We start from the raw sequence: 20,536 nt of genomic DNA, 5'->3' as shown, positions 1-20,536 counted from the left end.
GCCTGGCATTTGTCGTGCAGGTGAAACCCTGCGGGCTCTGCTAAAACTTTTAGCTACCAGTCAGGGAGTGAGTCACCCATGAAGTCAGTTGCCGAAATCCTCCGATCGAAATCCAGCGCCCACGTGTACTTCGTCAGCCCCGACGATTCGGTGCTCGACGCAGTCAAGCTGATGGCCGAGAAGGGCATCGGTGCGCTGGTGGTGCTGAGCAACGGGCGCCTGGCCGGGATCGTCAGCGAGCGCGACTACGCGCGTAAGGTGGCGTTGCTGGAGCGTTCGGCGTTCGCCGCCAAGGTTAGCGAAATCATGACCGCCGACGTGATCACCGTGGGCCCGCGCGATACGACCTCGCACTGCATGCAGCTGATGACCGACCGTCACCTGCGTCACCTGCCGGTGCTGGCTGAAGGCGAGCTGATCGGCCTGTTGTCGATTGGCGACCTGGTCAAGCAGACCATCGCCGACCAGGCCAGCCTGATCGAGCAACTGGAGCAGTACATCCGCGGCTGAGGACACCAGCTGTACCCGCTCCCTTGAAGGCGCCCCGCATCGGGCGCCTTCTGCATTGCGGCGGTTCCACACAAGCTCCACACAGTCTCCATATTCCCCGCACGCTGGCGCCATGGCCGCCACCCAGACTCGCTGCATATTCCAGAGCAGGGAGTTTTGCCATGAATCGAAATCTGTTGATCAAGCTCGGCGCCATCGGTGCGCTGATTCTGTTGCTGATGATCCCCATCCTCCTCATCGACGGCATGATCGGCGAGCGCCAGAGCCTGCGTGACGGCGTGGTGCAGGACATCGCCCGCAGCTCCAGCTACAGCCAGCAATTCACCGGGCCCCTGTTGGTGGTGCCGTACCGCAAGACCGTGCGTGAGTGGAAGACCCACCAGAAGACCGGCCAGCGCTACCTGGAGGAGAGCGAGGAGCGCGGCCACCTGTATTTCCTCCCCGAGCGCTTCGCCTTCAATGGCCAGGTCAGCACCGAGCTGCGCGCCCGTGGCATCTACCAGGCGCGCCTGTACCAGAGCAGCAACCACATCAGCGGCCACTTCGAGGTGCCGGCGCAGTACGGCATCGACGAAGACTTCGCCGATTACCGCTTCGAGACGGCCTTCCTGGCGGTGGGCATCAGCGATGTGCGCGGGATCAAGAACGACCTCGAACTGCGCCTCGGCGAGCAGACGCTGGGCTTCCAGCCGGGCAGTGGCGAGCCGCTGCTAGGTGCCGGCGTGCATGCGCCATTGCCGTTGCAGGCTGGTAGTACGGCGCAGCAGTTGGACTTCGCCTTCGACCTGGAGCTGCAGGGCACCAGCCAGCTGGACATCACCCCGGTCGGGCGCGAGAGCCAGGTGCAACTGAAGTCGGACTGGCCGCACCCGAGCTTCGTAGGAGAGTACCTGCCGAGCGAGCGTGAGATCAGCGCCGAAGGATTCAGCGCACGCTGGCAGACCAGCTTCTTCGCCACCAACCTGGAACAAGCCCTGAGCGACTGCGCCGACGGCGACTGCAGTGCCTTCAACGAGCGCCACTTCGGCGTCAGCTTCGTCAACCCGGTTGACCAGTACCTGAAGAGTGATCGGGCGATCAAATACGCGCTGCTGTTCATCACCCTGACCTTCGCCGGCTTCTTCCTCTTCGAGGTGCTCAAGCGCCTGGCCGTGCACCCGGTGCAGTACGGCCTGGTCGGCTTGTCGCTGGCGCTGTTCTACCTGTTGCTGCTGTCGCTGGCCGAGCACATGAGTTTCGAGCGCGCCTATGCCCTGGCCGCCTCGGCCTGCGTGCTGCTGATCGGCTTCTACGTCAGCCATGTGCTGCACAGCTGGCTGCGCGGCGCCGGCTTCACCGCCGGGCTGGCCGGCCTCTACGGCATGCTCTACGCCCTGCTCAGCGCCGAGGACTACGCCTTGCTGATGGGCTCGCTGCTGGTGTTCGGCCTGCTCGCCAGCGTCATGGTGCTGACCCGCAAGCTCGACTGGTACGGCATCGGCAAACCCGCCGCGACCTCCGCCATCTGATTCGGTCGGGCGCGGTGCGAACCGCGCCCGCCAGGGAGCCTTTGATGATTCGTTTGCTGATGCAGTTTTCCGCCTGTTTCGCCCTAGGCCTGGTGGTGGCCGGGGTGTTGCTGATCGGCCTGATGTTCACGGACCAAAGCGAGCTGCTGCTCCGAGGGTTCAACCTGAGTGGCAAGCCGCTGTCTGGTCTGGCGTTGACGCTGCTGCCGGAGTCGTTCTGGAATGACCTCACCGGCATCCCGGATGCGGTGGCCAACGCCAGCGTGCGCTCCTTCCTGCAGCTGTGCACGGCGCTGGGGCAGATTGCCCTGCTGCTGGCCGCCGGCTTCTTCCGCCTGTGGTACTGGCGATGAGCGGGCACGTCGGTTTGCGCGAGGACGCGCGTCTGGGACACCTGCTGGCACGGCGCATCGCGCGTCTGTTCGCTGCGCTACCTGCCCTGGATAAGCCTTCGCACAAGCATGTGCCGAAAGGCCGCTAGCGTGCCTGTACTGGCAGTCCCCTGGGTCATCTTCGGTTAGACCGGCACCGTGGCCTGCATCGATGGCCGTTGGCTGACCTCGGCATACCAGCCGGTCAGGCCTGGGAAGCGTTCACGCCAGCCCAGCTCCGGCTGGCGCAGGTCGAGGTAGCCGAGGGCGCAGGCCAGGCCGATGGCGGCGATGTCGAAGTGGCTGTGGATTTCCGCCAGGGCGTCTTTCTCGAAGTAGGTCAGGGCGCGTTCGATCTTGTCGCTCTGGCCATCGAGCCAGGCATCCCAGCGCTTTTCCTCGGGGCGCAGGAAGCTCTCGTAGCGGCTGAGCACGGCGGCATCGAGGATCGCATCGGCCAGCGAAGCCAGGGTCAGGCGCCGCCAGCGAGCAGGGCCGTGCTGGGGGATCAGCGGTTCGCCGACATGCTGCTGGTCGAGGTAATCGAGGATCACCCGGCTGTCGTGCAGCACTGAGCCATCGGCCAGGCGCAGGGCGGGAATCTTGCCCGCGGGGTTGTGCGCGAGCACCCCGGCGTCCGGGCTGACTGGGGTGAGCTGGGCATTCTGCAGGGCGACGCGGTCGACCTGGCCGGTTTCGTGCAGCAGCACCATTACCTTGCGCACGAAGGGTGAGGCGCTGGCGTGGAACAGGGTCATGGTGCTCATGGGCAATTCTCCGGCGGCGAGTCGAGTGCGATGGGCTGATTCTAGCGCGTGCTGCGGGGCTTCCTGAAAGGCGCGCTGTTGCCCGCTGGCTCTTACAGGAACGCGGCGCCTACGACGTGCGGCTTTTGCGCGGCAGCAGCGGCCAGATGCCGAGCACAGCGGGCAGGCCCAGGCCGAGCCAGGCCAGGGCGTCCCACCAGCCGTCGCCAAGCAGCGCGGCGAACAGGCCGGCGGCACTGAGCAGGCCAATCAGTGTGGGAATGGCGAAGGTCGAGTCGCGCCAGCGCTTCATGTCAGCACCTCGTCGCGCAGGGCTGCGCGCGGCGTGCGGCGGCGTACCCACCAGAGGTACAGGCCGCTGCCGAGGACGATGATGGTCAGCCCATCGAGCAGCGCCCAGAGGATCTGCATCGGCCGGCCGCCGTAGTCGCCGAAGTGCAACGGCTGCGACATGGCCAGGGCATCCATGTACCAGGGCCGCTCGCCGATGGCGGTGACGGCCAGGGTCTTGGCGTCGATCAGCACCGGCGTCCACAGGTGCGCGGTGAGGTGGCTGCTGCCCTTCATGAACACCGAGTAGTGGTGCTCGCTGGAGAAGCGCGTGCCGGGGAAGGCGATGAAGTCCGGCTGCATGCCCGGTGTGGCCTGTTGGGCAATCTGCAGCAGGCGGCTGGCCGGGGCGCGCTCGGTCAGCGGCGGCGCGTCACGGTAGGGCGCGACCATGGCGGTCAGGCTGTCGTTGCGCCAGGCGCTGATCAACAGGTCGGCGGTGGCGCTGATCACCCCGGTGACGCCGACCACCAGGGCCCAGGTCAGGGTGACGATGCCGATCAGGTTGTGCAGGTCCAGCCAGCGCACGCGCGTGGCTTTGCGTTGGCGTACTTCGGCGAATGGCAGGCGGCGCATGAACGGCGCATAGAGCACCACGCCGGAGATAATCGCGACGACGAAGAGGATGCCCATGAAGGCCAGCAGCAGCTTGCCCGGCAGGCCGGCGAATATGTCCACATGCAGGCGCAGCATGAGCATCATGAAGCCGCCGTTGGCCGCCGGCATTTCCACCGCCTCGCCGCTGCGCGCATCGAGCATGAAGGTGTGCGAGGAGTTGGGTTCGGTGCCGGCGGTGGCGGCCATGATGGTGACCACGCCATTGGGTTCGTCCTCTTCCCAGCCGAGGTACTGCACCACTTCGCCGGGGCGATGGCGCTCGGCTGCCTGCACCAGCTGTTGCAGGTCGAGATGCGGGGTGTCGGGCGCCATTTCGCGCAGCTCGGGCGCTTCGCCGAGCAGGTGTTCGAGTTCGTGGTGGAAGATCAGCGGCAGACCGGTCAGCGCCAGCAGCAGGAGAAACAGCGTGCTGACCAGGCTGGTCCAGGTGTGGATGAAGGACCAGCGGCGGATGGTGGTGGCTTTCATGGCGGATGGGCGCGCAGAGCAGTCGGCGTAGGGCCGGCCAGTCTAGTGGCTGCCCGGCGCCGGGGAAATCGAGAATAGTTTACAAATGGTATTGAGCCAGACTATCGACCGGTTTCACAGCGACGGTGCCTGGCGGCGCTGGCGCCAGGCGCGCAGGCGCAGGTCGAGGCTGGCCAGGTCGAGCAAACCCTGCTGCCGTGCCTTGCTGATCAGGATCAGGCTCAGTTCGGCAGTGGCCAGGGCATCGGCGCTGGCGTTGTGGCGTTCGCTGGCCTGCAGCTGGAAGTGGCTCAGCCAGTCGTCCAGCCCACCCTGGCGAATGGGCGCTTCGGGGCAGAGCAGCGGTGCCAGTTCGGCGACGTCGAGAAACGGATGACGCAGGCGCAGGCCGAGGCTTTCCTTGAGTGCGCGGGCCAGCATGTGCTGGTCGAAGGCGGCGTGGAAGGCCAGCAGCGGGCTGTCGCCGAGGAACTCGAGGAAGGCCAGTAGCGCCTCGCCGGGCTCCATGCCGGCGGCAATGGCGCTGGGGGCGATGCCGTGGATCAGGGTGCTGGCGCTGGCCTGATGGTTGGCGCGGCACAGGGTGGCTTCGAATTGTTGACTGAAGTCGATGGCACCGTCTTCGATCACCACCGCGCCGATGGCCAGCAACTGGTCGCGCTGCAGATCGAGGCCACTGGTTTCCAGGTCCAGCACCACCAGGCGGCGACGGGCCAGCGGCTGTTCATCCAGCGCCGGTGCAGCAGGCAGGCGGGCCAGGCGTTGCTGCTGGATGGCGCTCAGTTCCGGGACGGTGCGGCGTAGCCAGTCGGGCAGTTTCATAGCTGGTAACGCAGCGCGAGGCTGGCCTGCAGGCGTTGGGCCTGGCGGAACGACTCGCGCAGGATGCGCCGGTCGAGGTGGTTGAGGCTGTCCGGATCGAGGCGATTGGAGAAGGGCAAGCCCTGGGTTGCCTGCTGCTGGTGCAGTTGCAGGCGGGTCTGCTGGATGAAGTGGTAGGCCTCTTCATACGCGGCGCCGTCGAGGGCGTCGATCACTCCGCGCTGCACCAGTTCGGCGAAGCGCCGCTGGGTGTTGCAGTCGGCAATGCCGTGGGCCAGGGCCAATACGCGGGCGCCGTCGACGAAGGGTGTGAGGCCCTCGGTCTTGAGGTCGAGGGTGTCCTTCTCGGCGCCTTTGCGCGCCACCACGAAATCGCGAAAGCGCCCCACCGGCGGCCGGTGTTGCAGGGCATTGGCCGCCAGCAGGCGCTGGAACAGGCTGTTGCCGGCGACATCGGCGAACAGTTGCTGACGCAGCCAGGTGCCGCCGCTTTCGTCACCCCAGACCACGCGCAGGTCGAAATAGATGCTCGAGCCGAGCAGGTTCTCCGGCGTGGCCTCGCGCACGAAGGCGCTGAAGCGCCGCGCCCACTCGTTGCGCGACAGGCACAGCGCCGGGTTGCCGGCCATGATCTGCCCGGCGCAGAGGGTGAAGCCGCACTGCGCCAGTTGCTGGTTGATGCGCTGGGCCAGCGGCAGCAGGCGCTGGCGGATGCCTTCGGCCTCGCTGCGGTCGCGGGTGTCGAAGAGGATGCCGTTGTCCTGGTCCGTGTGCAGGGTCTGTTCGCGGCGGCCTTCGCTGCCGAAGCACAGCCAGCTGAACGGCACGCCGGGGTCACCCAGTTCCTCGATGCACAGTTCGATCACCCGGCACACGGTGTGGTCGTTGAGCAGGGTGATCAGCTGGGTGATCTGTGTCGAGCTGGCGCCGTGGGCGAGCATGCGCTCGACCAGCAGGTGAATGTCGCTGCGCAGCGCAGCCAGGGTCTCGACCCGCCCGGCATGGCGAATGGTGCGGGCCAGGTGGACCAGGTCGACACGCTGCAGGGAGAACAGGTCGCGCTCGGAGACCACGCCGACCAGCCGCCCCTGTTCCACCAGGCAGACGTGGGCGATGTGCCGCTCGGTCATCGCCAGGGCAGCGTCGAAGGCGCTGGCATCGGGCGCCAGGTGAAAGGGTTTCTGCGTCATCAGCGCGCTGATCGGCTGCTCCAGCGAGCTGCCGTCGGCCACCACCCGACGCAGGTCGCGCAAGGTGAAGATGCCCTGCGGGCGCTGCTCGGCATCGGTGATCACGATGCTGCCGACATGCTGTTCGTGCATGCGCCGCACGGCTTCGCGCAGCGGGGTGTCCGGCGCGCAGCCGACCGGTTGCTGCAGCGCCAGTTGGCGCAACGGGGTGTCCAGCGAATATTGCGCGCCGAGGCTTTCGGCGGCGCGCAGTTGCACCTGTTGGTTGACCTGGTCGAGCAGGCTGCTCACCCCGCGCAGGGCGAAATCGCGGAACGGCGCGCTCTGGCTGAACAGGCGGACGAAGGCGGCCTTGTCCAGCAGCAGGCAGAAGCTGTCCTCGCCAGCCAGGTGTTCGGTACGGGTGGCGCGCTCGCCGAGCAGCGCGGCCAGTGGGAAGCATTCGCCGCTGGTGATTTCGAAGGTGGTTTCCGTGCCGCGCCGCGCCGAGTGCGGGCGTTCGCCGACCACCCGGCCCTGCTTGACGATATAGAAGTGCCGCACCGGGCCGTCGCCGGGTTTGATGATGCTCTCGCCAGCGGCATAGAAGCGCAGCTGGCAGTGCTCCACCAGGTAGGCCAGCTCAGCGCTGTCCATCTGGTTGAACGGCGGGTACTTGCGCAGGAACTCCATGGTGCCGTGGATGTTCTGCAGCACGGCGGTCTTGCCGGCGGCGGTGCTGTCCCTGGACTGCATGGCGGCGGTTCCGGTGGCCGAGGAGGTACCTGCATGGTCGCCCCGCTTCGGCGCAAAAGCCAATAGGACCTAGGTCGCAGGCTCTCGGCGCGGCCGGCACAGGGCGGCGCCCGCGACCAGCGCGGCGGTGGCGACCAGCAGCGCCGGGTTGAAGCTGTGGTTGTAGCTGAACAGCACTGTGGCCAACAGTGGCCCGATAATCTGCCCCAGGCCGTAGGCGGCGGTCATGGTCGCCAGCAGGTTGAAACGTACGCGGCTGGCGTAGGTGCGCGCCGCGGGCATGGCGATGGTCACCGTACCCATGAATGTGGCACCCACCAGCACGGCGCTGCCCAGGCAGGCCCAGGGGGCGTGGCTGAACACCGGCAGGACCACGCCCAGCGCTTGGGTCAGCAGGTTCAGCGCCAGGCTACGCGGCGTGCCCAGGCGTTGCTGCAGGGCATGCCAGAGAAAGCAGGACGGTATCGCACCGAGGCCGAAGGCGGCCCAGATCTGCAGAGGGTCGATGGCGCCGAGGCTGCCTTGCAGCAACAGCGGCAGGTAGGTGGCAGTGACGATGTAGCCGAAGCCGGCCAGGCCGTAGATCAGCACCAGGCGGCGTGCACCAAGGCGGTCGGGAGCGTTGGCTGCCGGAGCGTCATGGGCTGCGCTGGGCGCGGGTTGCCGGCGCAGTTGCAGCCAGGCGGGTACGCCCAGCATGAGGGCGCCGAGCGCTAGGATCAGCCACAGGGCTTGGCTGTGCAGGCCAGCGGCATGCCCGGCGGCGATCAGTTGCGCCGACAGCAGGATGCCCAGGCCGACCCCGGCGAACAGCAAGGGTGCGCGGCGCGCCTGGCCGCCGGCGTGCAACAGCCAGAGCGAGGCGCCGACCAGGGCCATGGCGCTGAACAGGCCGGCCGCGAAGCGAGTCAGCACGATCAGCCACGCCTGGCTGATGCAGGCCATCGCCGCCAGGCTCAGTAGGGTGCCAGCCAGCGCCCACTGGCACAGTCGCGACGCCTGGTCATCGGTACTGCGTGCCAGCAGCAGGGCGCCGATCAGGTAGCCGGCGTAGTTGGCCGAGGCGGCCAGCGAGCCGGAGTGCAGGCTGAGCAGGCCATCGTCGAGCATCAGCGGATAGAGGCCGGTGAAGGCGAAGCGGCCGAAGCCCATGCCGATCGCCAGTAGCAGGGCAGCGGCTAGCGGGGCGGCAAGTGTTCTGAGCATCAGGGCGCCTGCAGCAGCTCGCGCCACTGCTCGAAGGCGGCGCTGCGGTAGTCATTGCGCCAGACCAACAGGGTGTCCACGCCGAGTAGCGGCACGCACTGCACGGCGGGTGGCTCGCGCAGCAGTTCGAGCAGCGAGCGCGGCACGATGCCAACGCAGGCGCCGGCCGCCACACAGGCGAGGATGGTGTGGTAGGAGCCAACCTCCTGCACGCGCACCGGGCTGCCGGCGCTGTTCAACCAGCTCTGCGCAATCTGCCGGTAGGTGCAGCCCTGGGCGAAGCCGGCCAGGGTGCGCAGCTGTACGTCCTCGGGGCCGCTGACCGGCCGATGGTCAATCGGCAGGAGCAGCAGCAGTTCTTCACGGAACACCGCCTGGCTGCTCAGGCCCTGGTCCAGCTCATCGATGACCCAGCGCTTACCGACCCGATTGGTCGGCGCAGCGATGAGTGCGCAGTCCAGGCGCCGCGCCAGCACCGCCTCGAGCAACGGTTGGCTGGGCCCGGTGCTGACTTCCAGGCTTACCTGTGGAAACGCGCGGTGAAAGCGCGCCAGCGGCGAGGGCAGGCGGCTGGCGGCAGTGCTTTCCATGCTGCCCAGGCGCAGGGTGCCGCCTGGCTGCTGTGGGTGCATGGCCTGGCGCGCCTCGTCGGCCAGGGCCAGCAGGCGCTCGGCGTAGGCGAGGAACTCGCGGCCTTGCTCGGTCAAGCTCATACGCTTGCCTTCACGCAGGAACAGCTGCACGCCGAGGTCATCCTCCAACTGGCGAATGCGCGTGGTCACGTTGGACTGCACGCGCTCCAGGCGCTGGGCGGCGCGGGTGATGCTCTGCTCCAGAGCCACGGTACGAAAGATGGTCAGCGTCGAGAGATCCATGGGCTTCCAATAATCTCTTAAAAAGAATAATGTTTTATTAAGAATCTCTTTTAGAGATTGATTGGTCAAGCCAAACCGACACGGGAGTCGAGCTCATGGCAGCGCAGCGCATCACCGAACTGCTTACGATCGAACAGCCGATCATCCAGGCGCCGATGCTCGGTGTGTCCACCCCCAAGCTGGCTGCTGCGGTGTCGAATGCCGGCGGCCTGGGCTCGATCAGCGTGGCGGCGAGCACGGCGCAGCAGGCGCGGGCGGCGATCGTCGAGCTGCGCGGGCTGACCGCCCGGCCATTCAACATCAACCTGTTCTGTCATCGCCCCAGCCCTGTCGATGCCCAGGCGCAAGCCGGGTGGCTGGAGCACCTGCGGCCGTTCTTCGCCGAGTTCGATGCTGAACCACCGACCGAGCTGCGCGATATCTACCGCAGCTTCGTCAGCGACCCCGAGATGCAGGCGATGCTGCTGGAAGAGCGCCCTGCGGTGGTCAGCTTCCATTTCGGCCTGCCCGACAAGGCCTGGATCGTGGCGCTGCAGCAGGCCGGGATTCGTGTGCTGGCCTGTGTCACCACCCCAGCCGAGGCCGGGCTGGCCGAGGCGGCGGGTGTGGATGCGCTGGTGGCGCAGGGCGTCGAGGCGGGTGGCCATCGCGGCTTGTTCACACCCGAACAGGGCGACCTGGGTATCGGCACCCTGAGCCTGGTGCGTCAGCTGGTCAGCCGCGGCAGACTGCCGGTGATCGCTGCCGGCGGCATCATGGATGGTGCCGGGATCAATGCCGCCCTGGCGCTGGGCGCGGCGGGCGTGCAGATGGGCACGGCCTTCGTGCTGTGCCCGGAGTCGCTGGCCAACGAGGCCTACCGCGCGGCGCTCAAGGGCGAGAAGGCGCAGCGCACGCAGATCACCACGGCGATGTCCGGGCGTCCGGCGCGCGGCTTGCCCAATCGGGTGTTCAGCGAGATCGGTGGGCCAGGTGCACCCGCCTTGCCGGGTTACTCCTACACCTACGATGCGACCAAGGCGCTGCAGGCCGCCGCCGTTGCCCGTGGCTGCCACGATTTCGCCGCGCAATGGGCCGGGCAGGGCGCACCGCTGGCGCGTGAGCTGCCGGCGGCGGAGTTGCTGCGGGTGCTGGTTGCCGAACAGGCAGCGGGCTGAGCATCTGCGGGCCATGTGGTTTTTTGTAGGAGCCAGCTTGCTGGCGATCACGGGTGGCGCAGAGTATCGCCAGCAAGCTGGCTCCTACAGGGTGTGTAAGGCGTTACGCTACATATGTTGATGGCTCCCACACAGAGTATGGGAGCCATTAAAAATTGTCTGCTCTCAGGTATATCAAGAGTTAAGTTCAGGGGGTGAAAGGTGAATATTATCTACTTCAATGGATGGCAACGATTATGGGTAGTCAGCATTCTGGGGTGGGCTATTGTTGTAATAATTTTATGTATCAATACATGGCCTGTAGTTCAGCCAGCGACGCTTCCTATGCCGAGCTACAACGAAAAGATTCGAGAGTTTGAGGATGAGCAGGCTTTAAGAAATATTATGGGGGATAAAGATCCCGCTCCAGCACTCAACCGCGAACACTATGAGTCAATGCGTAAGCAGAACATTGCTCAGCGTCAGCAAGAGCTTCAGGCAGCTTATGAAAGTCTTGCCGGTAGGATTATTAAGCATGTCGTATTGGGTATTGCTTTTTGGGTTTTAGGTTCTGTTTTGATTTATATTTTTGGTTGGCTTGTTGCTTGGGTTATTCGAGGGTTTCGTTATCAGTGAAGTGTCGTGCCGTTCTCGGATAATGGCTGTTAGGAATTAGTTACTCTTTACTTCGCACAAAATGAATCAAATAAAAAAGCCGACGGGTCACCCCGTCGGCTTTTTCGTTACCGCGCCCAGTGATCAGGGCAGGGTGAACAGCACCTTGACCTTGTCGGTCACGGCGGCCTTGTCGACGTAGCCGATGGCATCGGCTTCGGCAGCGACCTTGGCCACCACGTCGGCATCACCCGCTACGCTCGGCAGCGGTTGGCCCTTGCCGGTGAACACCAGGCCAGACCAGTAGGACTTCAGCTGAGCTTCGTTCTTGTTGGCAACCCCGGCGTAGAACTTCTCCTTGGTCGGGTTCCAGTCTTTCTGGTCGACGCCTTTCAGCGACTTGTTCTTGCCCAGGAAGATGTTGGCCACGTCGGCTTGCGACGGGGCGGCACTGGCGCCAGCGTTGACGATCACGGCAACCTCGGCCTGGGCCAGGGCGGCGGCGCCCAGGCTGACGGCGGCGAGGAGAATGCGAATGGACTGCTTCATGTGCATGCTCCTCAGAATACGAAGTCGACGCCGGCGCTGATGATATCGCCGTCGAAGTTGCGAGCCGGAACGCCGACCAGGCCGTTGGTGCGCTCGTAGGCGGTGTTGTTGTACAGCTCCTGGGCGTTACGTACGAATACGCCGTCGTAGCCACCGCTGGTGTCCACGCGCTTGTACTCGCCCTTGAGCACCACGGTGGGCGTCAGGCTGTAGTTCAGGCCGAGGGTCCAGGAGTTCTGGCGACCTTCATCCTCGTCCAGCTGGGCGTAGGTGAGGTGCGGCAGGAAGTCGCCGAAGCGGCGGCCGCCCATCAGGTAGAAGGAGTCGGTGCTGGCAGTGCCGTCGTTTTCGATCACGCGGCTGGTCCACTCGTTGGCGGTCAGCCAGGTACCGTTGTCGTACTGGTAGCCGATGGAAGTGAACTTGCCCTTGTCCTTGTCCAGCGCCAGCAGGGTGGCCGAGCTCGGGTTGCCGAACACGTCGGTGAAGCTGCCGGAGATCTCGGTTTCGATATCGGCTTCGGCATAGCCGATGCGCACGGTGCCGAAGTCATTGGTGGCCAGGCTGACGCTGGCGCCGAAGACCTTGGAGTAGTCGATGTCGTACTGGTCGTCGTACAGGTAGTAGTCGCGGTTCTTGGCGACACCAGCGGCCAGCTGGAAGGAGGCGGTACCGAAGGACAGCGGCAGGTTGTAGATGGCGTCTGCGCCTTCGTAGTTGGACAGCTGGACCTGGCTGTAAACCTCGTCCGGCAGGCGCAGCCACGGGTAGGCGAAGCCCACGTCGATGCTCTCGGAGTACATGTACACCGGGGTGCGCAGGCGGCCGAAGCGCAGCATCAGCTCGTCGGTGCTCTGCCAGGACAGGTAGGCCCACTCGACGTCGGCTTTCCACTCATCGGCGTACGCCTTGGCGGTGGCCTGCACGGTCACGCCGACGGTGTCGGTGAGGCCGTAGGACAGCTGGCCGCCGAACTTGCTCAGCTGGTCGCCGCGCCAGGAGTCGTTGGTCTGGCCGGAGATGCCGTAGCTGCGGCCGTCATCTTCACCGCCCAGGTGGGTGATGCCGACGGTGCCGAAACCGTTGAGGGTGTAATCGCCTTGCTCGAGCGCGAACGCTGGGCTGCTGGCCAGGCAGATGGCCGCCAGCCCGAAGACGCGTGCAGTTGTCATGCGGTGATGCTCCGTAAAAAAGTTAAACGCGGAATTGGGCCGTTGCCGCACGTAGGTGATCCCCTGTGCTGACCAACCGCTCGCCCAGGCGAGCAGTGGCTTCGGCGCCGTTGGCGGTTGCTTGTGCGTCCTGCTGCAACACTTGGGTGTCTTGCTGGATGGAACTGGACAGGCCGATCTGCTCCTGGGTGAGCTGGGCGATACCGGCGTTCAATTCATCGATCTGGCCCACCGCCGTGGCGATGGATTCGAGCATGCGGGTGGCTTCGACCGAGCGTTCGATGCTGGCCTGGGCCTTGTCGCCGTTGGCGGTCATCACGTTGAGCACGCCGTTGGCGCTGTTCTGCAGGCGCTGGATGATCTGCTGGATTTCGGCGGTGGAGGCGGCGGTCTTCTGCGCCAGGTTGCGCACTTCGTCAGCTACCACGGCAAAGCCACGGCCCTGCTCGCCGGCACGGGCGGCCTCGATGGCGGCGTTGAGCGCCAGCAGGTTGGTCTGTTCGGCGATGCTGCGGATCACGGTGAGCACCGAGCCGACTTGCTGGGTTTCTTCTTCCAGCTGCTGCATGGCTTGCACGGCGCCCATCACGCTGCTGCCCAGGTCGCTGATGCTGGTGGACAGGCTGCCGATGTTGGTGCGCGCGGCGGCGGCCTGGCGCGAGGCATCGCCGGCACCGGTTGAGGCCTGCTGCGAGCGCTGGGCGACTTCCTGGATGCTGCTGGTCATGGTCTGGATGTCGCGGCCGATGGAGTCGGTGTGGCCCTGCTGCGACTTGGCGTTTTCTTCCGCGCCCTGGGTCAGGCGGTACAGCTCCTGGGACATCTGGCCGAGCGGGCTGGCCGCGTCGATGATCTGGTGGATGGTGCCCTGCAGCTTGTCGAGGAAGCCGTTGAACAGCTGGATCATCACGCCGATTTCGTCGTTGGAGTCGACGTTGACCCGGCGGGTCAGGTCGCCGTCGCCACGGGCGATGGCTTTCAGCGAGTCGATCACGCCGTGCACGTTGCCCATGATGCCGCGGATGATCACCCAGGCACCGAGGCCGACCAGGCCGACCAGCAACGCGGTGAGGATGAAGCCGACGCGGGTGGTGGTGGCGTTGTCGGTGCGGGTCTGCGCGAGGGCGGCCTGGAAGTCTTCATAGGCATGGCCACGGAAGCTGCTGGCGATTGTCTGCGCGCTGCCCAGGTCGCTGGCCATGCGGTCGAGGCTGGGACGCAGGTCCTCGAAGGTGGCGCTGCCCTTGATCAGTTGTTCGGAGGCGGACAGGGCGTTGTCGGCGTAGTGCTGGATGGCGCTGCGCCAGTCGCTCAGCTCGGCCTCACGTTGCGGGTTGTCGCGGGCCAGGGTCTGCAGCTCCTGCTGCTTGCTGGCGATCTCAGCGAGCACCTTGCGCGCGTCATCCAGGGTTTCCAGCTCGCCGGCGGCTACGGCGCTGTTGAGCAGGCCAGGCAGGCGCGAGAACTGGAAGATCACCGCGTCGGCTTTTTCCAGGGTGGGAAAGCTGTGGGTTTCCAGATTCACCAGACGCGAGTCGTTGGCCGACAGTTGCAGCGAGGTATAGCCCACATACAGCAGCAAGCCGAGCAAGGCCACGGCAGGCAGAAGGGACAGCTTCAGAGTCAGCGACAGGTTCTTCATGGCAGATACCCAAATCGGGGGCGCGGAGTGTATCGGAAACCAAAGGGTGGCTAAAGGCCACTTTTTAGTCACGGTGTGACCACTTGTTATGAGTTATGGCCTATCAGGGGTTTCGGCAGCGCGCCTTATTGCTATAGCCAGAAAAGCGCCGCCGTGCGCGATTGATCAGGAAAAGGCTGAGGGTTGTCGGGATATTTCTTCTGCTCTGCGCGGCGCCTGTACAGGCTTTGTCGAAGAATGCCGGGTGGCTGCGGGCTATGGGAAAAGCGCGGGGTGCCACGCTTGGCGTTCGTTGCAGGAGTCGCTGGAATGGCGCGGCGAGTCGGCTCGACGGCGAGGGAGGGTGTGGCGGTGTGCCCTGCAGTTTACCGACCAACGGTCGCCAGTCTGGGTGGTACCTGTCATCAACAAACCGGCCGGCACAGGGCGCAGACCGGTCTGTACGAGCGCTGGCCTAGCTGGCCAGGCCCTGCAGGGTCAGTTGCAGCACCTCGCGGGCCTGCTCCAGCACGCGACGTTTCCAGGCGTCGTCGTCGACATAGAAGGCATCGCGCAGCTGGCGCTTGATCCGGGCCTGCTGGGCGGCGGGCGCCTGCGGGTTGCGGTGCAGCCAGTGGTCGGCGCGCAGGGCGTTGAGCACCTGCAGGCCCGGCAGGGTGCCGTACTCCAGGGTCAAGCCGTTGTACTGCGCCTGCGGGCATTCCTCCAGCACGGCCAGGTCCTGGGTGCCATTGAGGTCGGCCGAGGCCGAGTTGCCTTCCGCGCTGTTGGTCACCGCGCTGCCCCACCATTGGCGCGCGCGGGCGATGCTTTCGGCGTTCTGCGGGCCCTTGTAGATGCGCTCGCCGAAACCACGCGGGCCGAGCCCGGTGTGCAGGTCGATCCAGCCGATGCGCTGGCACTGCCGGGCGTGCTGGCGCAGCACCTGGCGCAAGGTGCTATTGCTCCAGGTCGGCGCGGTGCCGGCGAAGAACATGCCGTTGGGGTCATCATGCTGGCCGCGCGAGATGGCGCCCTGCAGGGCCATGCGGCCGTGGCGCAGGGAATAACCCACCAGGCCCAGGTAGGTGCCCAGGGTCGGCGGGCAGCGGCGCGGCAGCAACAGGCGGGACACCGCACGGTAGTCCGGGTTGGCCGGCAGCGGCTGGCTGAAGTCGACGAAGTTGCGGTTGAGGTCGACGTTGTCTTCGGTCACCCGGCGCAGCCAGGAGAAACCGTGGGGGTTGAGCGCGTGGATGAACAGCACGGCCAGGTCGTCGCGGCGGCAGTCTTCGATCCAGGCCGCATCGTGCAGGCGGTCGAGCTGCACGGCGGAGCCGCAGAAGCCCTCCACGCCGTGACAGCCGCTGCTGATCACCAGCAGGTTGGCGGCATCCGCCGGGCCGAGGCGGGCCACGTCCAGCGCCAGCACTTCGCCGTCACGGCCGCGCAGGGGGTGGATGTGCGATTCGACGCTCAGGCCGTTGGCGGCGCAGGCGTCGAGGAATTTCTGCCGGGCTTCGGCGTAGCACTGCGAAAAGCTGGAGAGGTTCATGGGGTGTCCAGTCGGGTCGTTGAGTGCTGCCCCGGCGCAGCCGCGGTTAAATGCGGGCGCAGCGAACCCCGCAGGGCAGGCTTGTGGCCTGCCCCGGTGGTAGGCGGTAACCGGGGAGCGAGGGCGATGAAACGGGCTGTGGCGGGTAGCCTCGGCCCGCGCCATGAAGGCGCCTTACAGGGCTTTCATGGATGCCTCTGCGGGCATGTCGGGTTGCGCCGGGCGGCTCAGGCCGAGCAGGCGCTGGCGTGTGGTTTCCGGGGTGATGAGGTACAGGCCGAGCACGGCGCAGAGCAGAATCACCCCGCCGAAACCATTGATCGAGGCCTCGAAGCCGCGGGCGATGTCGTTGTCCAGCAGGGTGATCAGCTGGCCCACCAGCCAGGGGGCGAGCATGCCGGAAGCGGTCAGGCTGCCGACGTGGATGGCCAGCATGGCGCCGCGCTGGCGAGTCGGTGAGATGTGCGCGGTGATGGTCATGCCGAAGGCGAACACGGCGTTGAGCAGCACGCCGCCCACGCTGTATAGCACCAGCTTCGCCGGCAGGCTATCGAACAGCGTGCCCATGGCGCAGAAGGCCGCTGCGCCGACGATGCAGCAGAGCATCGGTGGCAGCACCAGGCTGCGCTGCAGGCTGACGCCACGCTGCAGGATGCGCTGCGACAGTGCGGACATCAGCAGGTTGAGCACGATGATGCTGAGCGTGGCGGCGAACATCAGGTAGCCGGTCTGCATCGCGGTCAGACCCAGGCCCTTCTGCATGTACACCGCCGACCAGCTGAACGACAGGGCATTGGGCAGGTAGGCGAGGAAGCACATCAGGGAAATCCACACGAAGGTGCGGTTGAGCAGCAGGTGGCGGTAGGGCGTCGTCTGCTCGGCTTGGCTGACCTGGCCTGGCTCGGCGCTGTCGGTCTGCTGGCCTTCGGCGCCAAACACCAGCCACACCAGCAGCCAGATGAAGCTCAGGGCGGCCAGTGCCATGTAGGCCATGCGCCAGCCGAAATGGTGGATGCAGAACGGCAGGGCGATGGCGCCGATCAGGCCGCCGAGCATGATCGACACCTGGATCAGCGAGGCCGGCAGCACGCGCTCGGTCGGGGCGAACCATTTGAAGCAGGCATGCTGGGTCACCGCCGTGCCCGGGCCGCAACCGGCGCCGAGCACCAGGCGGCTGGCGGTCAGGGCGGTCAGGCTGCTGGCGCTGGTCACCATCAGCTGCGCGGTGGTCCACACCAGCGCCATGCCGGCGAGAATCCAGCGGGTGGGGAAGCGGTTGGCGAGGAAGCCGACCAGCACGCCGGACAGCGAATAAAGGAAGAAGAACGCACTGCCGACGAAGCCGAACTGCTCGGGTGTCAGCTTCAGCTCGTCGATGATCTGCACGCCGGCGAAGGCGAAGATGGTCTTGTCCAGCACGCTGATCACCATCACCGCCATCAGCAGGATGACCACCAGGGTGCGGCGCTGGGGTTTCGATTCGGACATGAGACTGCTCCCGTTACTGCAGGGCGGTGGTGCGCGGCGATTCAGGCGGCGCACAGGTAGGTTTCGACCAGGCGTGCCCAGAGGCTGGCGCCGAAGGGGATGGCCTGGTCGTTGAAGTCGTAGCCCGGGTTGTGGACCATGCAGCCGCTCGGGCCGCTGTTGCCGTTGCCGGTGACGATGTAGCAGCCGGGGCGCACTTCCAGCATGGAGGCGAAGTCCTCGCTGCCCAGGTAGCCGGTGGGCACGCTGGTGAGTACGGCCTGGCTGCCGACCAGTTCGCGCGCCACGTCCTGCAGCAGGGCGGTCTCGGTCGGGGTGTTGAGCAGCACGCCAATGCGCTCGTCGTAGTCCAGTTCCAGGCTCAGGTCGTGGCTCTGCGCCACGCCCTGGGCGATCGCGCTGATGCGCTGGCGCAGCAGTTTACGGATATCCGGGTTGGTCGAGCGCACGCTGAGCTTGAGTGTCGCCACGTCCGGGATCACGTTGGGCGCCTCGCCGGCGTGGATCGCGCCAACCGTGACCACACCGACTTCGCCGGCCGGCACGTTGCGCGCGACGATTGTCTGCAGCGCCAGCACCAGTTCGGCAGCGGCCACCACCGGGTCCTTGGTCTTGTGCGGCATGGCGCCGTGGCCGCCGACGCCGACCAGCTTGATGGTTGCCACGTCGGACGAGGCGCTCATGGCGCCGGCCTGGGTGACGAACATACCCACCGGCAGGCCCGGCATGTTGTGCAGGGCGTACACCGCGTCGCAGGGGAAGCGCTCGAACAGGCCGTCCTCGATCATCCGCTTGGCACCGCCGAGGGTTTCCTCGGCGGGCTGGAAGATCAGGTGGAGGGTGCCGTCGAATCTACGCGTCTCGGCCAGGTAGCGCGCGGCGCAGAGCAGGATCGCGGTGTGCCCGTCGTGGCCGCAGGCGTGCATCTTGCCGGCGTGCTGGCTGCAGTAGGCGACGCCGCTTTCTTCGTGGATCGGCAGGGCGTCCATGTCGGCGCGGATGCCGATGCTGCGGCTGCCGCTGCCGTTCTGCAACACGCCGACCACGCCGGTGCCGCCGATGCCTTCGTGCACCTCATAGCCCCATTGGCGCAGGTAACCGGCGACCAGCTCGCTGGTGCGGTGCTCCTCGAAACCCAGTTCGGGATGCTGGTGGATCTGTCGGCGAATCGACGCGAATTCATCCTGCCAGGCGAGGGTCTGTGGGATCAGCTGCATTTTTTGTCCTTGTGGTGATACCCAGGTTGCCGCGCAGCATGCCGCAGGCTGTGGTGGCCGAGATAATCACCTCTGCGCATGTGTATCGACTTTGGTTATGTGCGCGGGTGCGGCGGCATGGGTATGCTGGCCCGCCATCTGCTGCGGAGAGTTCCGATGGCGCTGTATACCGCTGAAATTCTCTGGTCGCGCGGCGATCAGGACTTCCTCGACAACCGCTACAGCCGTGGCCACCTGTGGCGCTTCGATGGCGGCATCGAGGTGCCGGGCTCGTCCTCGCCGCATGTGGTGCCGCTGCCTGGCTCGCGTGAAGACGCGGTGGACCCGGAGGAGGCCTTCGTCGCCGCGCTGTCCAGCTGCCACATGCTCTGGTTCCTCTCGCTCGCCGCCCGCGACGGCTGGAAGGTGGATGAGTACAGCGACCCGGCCGAAGGCCGCATGGGCAAGAACAACGAGGGCCGCCTGGCCATGACCCGCGTCACCCTGCGTCCGGCGGTCACCTTCGCCGGCGCCGCGCCCAGCCGCGAGCAGCTCGATGCGTTGCATCACGAGGCACACGAGGAATGCTTTATCGCCAATTCGGTGAAGACCGAGGTGTGCTGCGAGCCGCAGTAGGGCTCAGAGTCACCAGCGTTACAGGGGCGGAAAAATTGTGGGAGCGACTTTAGTCGCGATGCTTTTGCTCCGGCGCTAATCGCGGCTGAAGCCGCTCCCACGGTAAGTCTCTACCTCACACCAGCTTCACCCACCTTGGGCGCATGCGGGCTCTTGTAGGCGTACACCAGCTCATCGGCCAGGGCCTTGGCTTCGCGGGTCATCAGTTCCTGGTCGCGGCAGACCAGGGAGATGTTCATCGGTGGCACCTGTTCCGCCAGGTCGAGCATTTCCAGCTCCAGGCCGAGCTTCTGTACATGCTCGAGTACCCGCACCGACCAGTAGCTGACCGCATCGGTATTGAGTGCCAGCTCGGAGAACAGCACCACCGAGGCGCACTCGATGACCCGTTCCGGCGGCTGCACCCGGAAGTGCTCGAACATCAGGCCGACCCGCGATTGCTCCAGGGAGTCCTGCAGCAGCCACTCCTCGTTACGCAGCTCCTGCAGGGAGCGTACGCCGCGCAGCGGGTGGCCCTTGCGCACGGCCAGCACGGTGGGCTGGGCGTACAGCTCGGTCCATTGGAAACCGTCGCCGTTGCGGCTGGGCGGCAGGGAGCTCAGGGCCAGGTCCAGCTGCCCTTCGCGCAGGCCTTCCATCAGCTTGGACGGGCGCAGCTCGTGGATCTGCACCTGCACTTTGGGGTAGCGCTTGCGGTAGCGGTTGAGGCTGGCAATGAACTGCGCGCCGGGGGTGACGGGCGATACGCCGATCGACACCTTGCCGTCCATCAGGCCCTTGAGGGTGTCGATTTCCTCGCGGGCGCGGCGCACCTCTTCGAGGATCAGGCGGGCGCGGCGCACCAGACGCTCGCCGTATTCGGTGGCGGTGATGCCACGGTTGGAGCGCACCAGCAGGGGCACTCCGAGTTCGGTTTCCAGCTCCTTGATGCCCTTGGACAGGGCGGGCTGGGAGATATGCAGCAGGCGCGAGGCCTCCTGGATGCTGCCGCTTTCACAGATGGCGACGATGGCACGGAGCTGATGCAACTTCATGAGCAAGGCCCGGCTTGTGTAGGTAAGGGGCGGAATTTAAAGCAAAAAACGCACCTTGTGGGTGAGTGTCGAGGCGCATTCCATTGCCTGAGCGGAGAATAAAAACGGCGACCCGAAGGTCGCCGCAAGGAGTG

21 protein-coding genes are annotated in these 20,536 nt (G+C 65.9%); 7 read left to right on the top strand and 14 right to left on the bottom strand.

Annotated features, from left to right (window positions below):
* Positions 1-78: 78 nt before the first annotated feature.
* The 4 genes from H3H51_RS02525 (at position 79) to H3H51_RS21245 (ending at position 2,499) form a co-directional block, all read left to right on the top strand.
* Positions 79-510: a CBS domain-containing protein gene (locus H3H51_RS02525; RefSeq protein WP_183087438.1), complete on the top strand. Its 432-nt coding sequence runs from the start codon at positions 79-81 to the stop codon at positions 508-510.
* 161 nt (positions 511-671) lie between these two features.
* Positions 672-2,018: a cell envelope integrity protein CreD gene (creD, locus tag H3H51_RS02520; RefSeq protein ID WP_183087437.1), complete on the top strand. Its 1,347-nt coding sequence runs from the start codon at positions 672-674 to the stop codon at positions 2,016-2,018.
* Between the two features lie 44 nt (positions 2,019-2,062).
* Entirely contained in the window at positions 2,063-2,371 is a 309-nt protein-coding gene (locus tag H3H51_RS02515) for a hypothetical protein (protein ID WP_220790804.1), read from the top strand.
* Entirely contained in the window at positions 2,368-2,499 is a 132-nt protein-coding gene (locus H3H51_RS21245; RefSeq protein ID WP_268945804.1) for a hypothetical protein, read from the top strand. The genes H3H51_RS02515 and H3H51_RS21245 overlap by 4 nt, the downstream gene beginning before the upstream one ends.
* A gap of 36 nt (positions 2,500-2,535) precedes the next feature.
* Here H3H51_RS21245 and H3H51_RS02510 read toward each other — a convergent pair whose 3' ends face one another.
* The 7 genes from H3H51_RS02510 to H3H51_RS02480 all read right to left on the bottom strand — a co-directional run bounded on the left by H3H51_RS02510 (position 2,536) and on the right by H3H51_RS02480 (position 9,400).
* Positions 2,536-3,156: a glutathione S-transferase gene (locus tag H3H51_RS02510; protein WP_183087436.1), complete on the bottom strand. Its 621-nt coding sequence runs from the start codon at positions 3,154-3,156 to the stop codon at positions 2,536-2,538.
* 109 nt (positions 3,157-3,265) lie between these two features.
* Positions 3,266-3,448: a hypothetical protein gene (locus tag H3H51_RS02505; RefSeq protein WP_183087435.1), complete on the bottom strand. Its 183-nt coding sequence runs from the start codon at positions 3,446-3,448 to the stop codon at positions 3,266-3,268.
* Positions 3,445-4,572, bottom strand: coding sequence for a PepSY-associated TM helix domain-containing protein (locus H3H51_RS02500; RefSeq protein WP_183087434.1), 1,128 nt, complete (start codon positions 4,570-4,572; stop codon positions 3,445-3,447). Before H3H51_RS02500 ends, H3H51_RS02505 begins: the two co-directional genes overlap by 4 nt.
* A gap of 114 nt (positions 4,573-4,686) precedes the next feature.
* Positions 4,687-5,394, bottom strand: a complete 708-nt coding sequence (locus H3H51_RS02495) for a 3'-5' exonuclease (RefSeq protein WP_183087433.1) — start codon at positions 5,392-5,394, stop codon at positions 4,687-4,689.
* Positions 5,391-7,319 carry a DUF294 nucleotidyltransferase-like domain-containing protein gene (locus H3H51_RS02490; RefSeq protein ID WP_183087432.1) on the bottom strand — a complete coding sequence of 643 codons (1,929 nt, stop codon included), beginning with the start codon at positions 7,317-7,319 and terminating at the stop codon, positions 5,391-5,393. Before H3H51_RS02490 ends, H3H51_RS02495 begins: the two co-directional genes overlap by 4 nt.
* Positions 7,320-7,388: 69 nt before the next feature.
* Positions 7,389-8,525 (bottom strand): YbfB/YjiJ family MFS transporter, encoded by a 1,137-nt coding sequence (locus H3H51_RS02485; RefSeq protein WP_183087431.1) that lies wholly within the window; start codon positions 8,523-8,525, stop codon positions 7,389-7,391.
* Positions 8,525-9,400, bottom strand: a complete 876-nt coding sequence (locus tag H3H51_RS02480) for a LysR family transcriptional regulator (protein ID WP_183087430.1) — start codon at positions 9,398-9,400, stop codon at positions 8,525-8,527. The genes H3H51_RS02485 and H3H51_RS02480 overlap by 1 nt, the downstream gene beginning before the upstream one ends.
* A gap of 95 nt (positions 9,401-9,495) precedes the next feature.
* Here H3H51_RS02480 and H3H51_RS02475 point away from each other — a divergent pair, with 95 nt between their 5' ends.
* Both H3H51_RS02475 and H3H51_RS02470 read left to right on the top strand, forming a co-directional pair.
* Complete coding sequence (locus H3H51_RS02475; protein ID WP_183087429.1) at positions 9,496-10,557, top strand: NAD(P)H-dependent flavin oxidoreductase; 1,062 nt, start codon at positions 9,496-9,498, stop codon at positions 10,555-10,557.
* Positions 10,558-10,758: 201 nt separating this feature from the next.
* Positions 10,759-11,172 carry a hypothetical protein gene (locus tag H3H51_RS02470; RefSeq protein ID WP_183087428.1) on the top strand — a complete coding sequence of 138 codons (414 nt, stop codon included), beginning with the start codon at positions 10,759-10,761 and terminating at the stop codon, positions 11,170-11,172.
* Between the two features lie 123 nt (positions 11,173-11,295).
* Here the strand turns inward: H3H51_RS02470 and H3H51_RS02465 are convergent, their stop codons facing one another.
* The 6 genes from H3H51_RS02465 to H3H51_RS02440 all read right to left on the bottom strand — a co-directional run bounded on the left by H3H51_RS02465 (position 11,296) and on the right by H3H51_RS02440 (position 18,753).
* On the bottom strand, positions 11,296-11,700 hold the full coding sequence (locus tag H3H51_RS02465; RefSeq protein ID WP_183087427.1) for a phosphate ABC transporter substrate-binding protein: 405 nt from the start codon (positions 11,698-11,700) through the stop codon (positions 11,296-11,298).
* Positions 11,701-11,711: 11 nt separating this feature from the next.
* Positions 11,712-12,872, bottom strand: coding sequence for a porin family protein (locus H3H51_RS02460; protein ID WP_183087426.1), 1,161 nt, complete (start codon positions 12,870-12,872; stop codon positions 11,712-11,714).
* Between the two features lie 22 nt (positions 12,873-12,894).
* The gene (locus H3H51_RS02455; protein ID WP_183087425.1) at positions 12,895-14,514 is read right to left on the bottom strand and encodes a methyl-accepting chemotaxis protein; all 1,620 of its coding nucleotides are present in this window, start codon (positions 14,512-14,514) and stop codon (positions 12,895-12,897) included.
* A 454-nt stretch (positions 14,515-14,968) separates the two neighbouring features.
* The gene (locus tag H3H51_RS02450) at positions 14,969-16,048 is read right to left on the bottom strand and encodes a M14 family metallopeptidase (RefSeq protein WP_183087424.1); all 1,080 of its coding nucleotides are present in this window, start codon (positions 16,046-16,048) and stop codon (positions 14,969-14,971) included.
* 174 nt (positions 16,049-16,222) lie between these two features.
* Positions 16,223-17,536: an MFS transporter gene (locus H3H51_RS02445; RefSeq protein ID WP_183087423.1), complete on the bottom strand. Its 1,314-nt coding sequence runs from the start codon at positions 17,534-17,536 to the stop codon at positions 16,223-16,225.
* A gap of 41 nt (positions 17,537-17,577) precedes the next feature.
* Positions 17,578-18,753 (bottom strand): M20 aminoacylase family protein, encoded by a 1,176-nt coding sequence (locus tag H3H51_RS02440; RefSeq protein WP_183087422.1) that lies wholly within the window; start codon positions 18,751-18,753, stop codon positions 17,578-17,580.
* Between the two features lie 156 nt (positions 18,754-18,909).
* On the opposite strand from H3H51_RS02440, the gene H3H51_RS02435 reads away from it, so the two are divergent.
* On the top strand, positions 18,910-19,368 hold the full coding sequence (locus tag H3H51_RS02435; RefSeq protein WP_183087421.1) for an OsmC family protein: 459 nt from the start codon (positions 18,910-18,912) through the stop codon (positions 19,366-19,368).
* A gap of 110 nt (positions 19,369-19,478) precedes the next feature.
* Here the strand turns inward: H3H51_RS02435 and H3H51_RS02430 are convergent, their stop codons facing one another.
* Positions 19,479-20,402 carry a LysR family transcriptional regulator gene (locus H3H51_RS02430; protein WP_183087420.1) on the bottom strand — a complete coding sequence of 308 codons (924 nt, stop codon included), beginning with the start codon at positions 20,400-20,402 and terminating at the stop codon, positions 19,479-19,481.
* Positions 20,403-20,536: the final 134 nt, after the last annotated feature.

Origin of the sequence: Aquipseudomonas ullengensis, assembly GCF_014174475.1 — a bacterium.
GTDB classification, from domain to species: Bacteria; Pseudomonadota; Gammaproteobacteria; order Pseudomonadales; family Pseudomonadaceae; genus Aquipseudomonas; species Aquipseudomonas ullengensis.
This window is presented reverse-complemented; position numbering and strand designations above follow the sequence as displayed.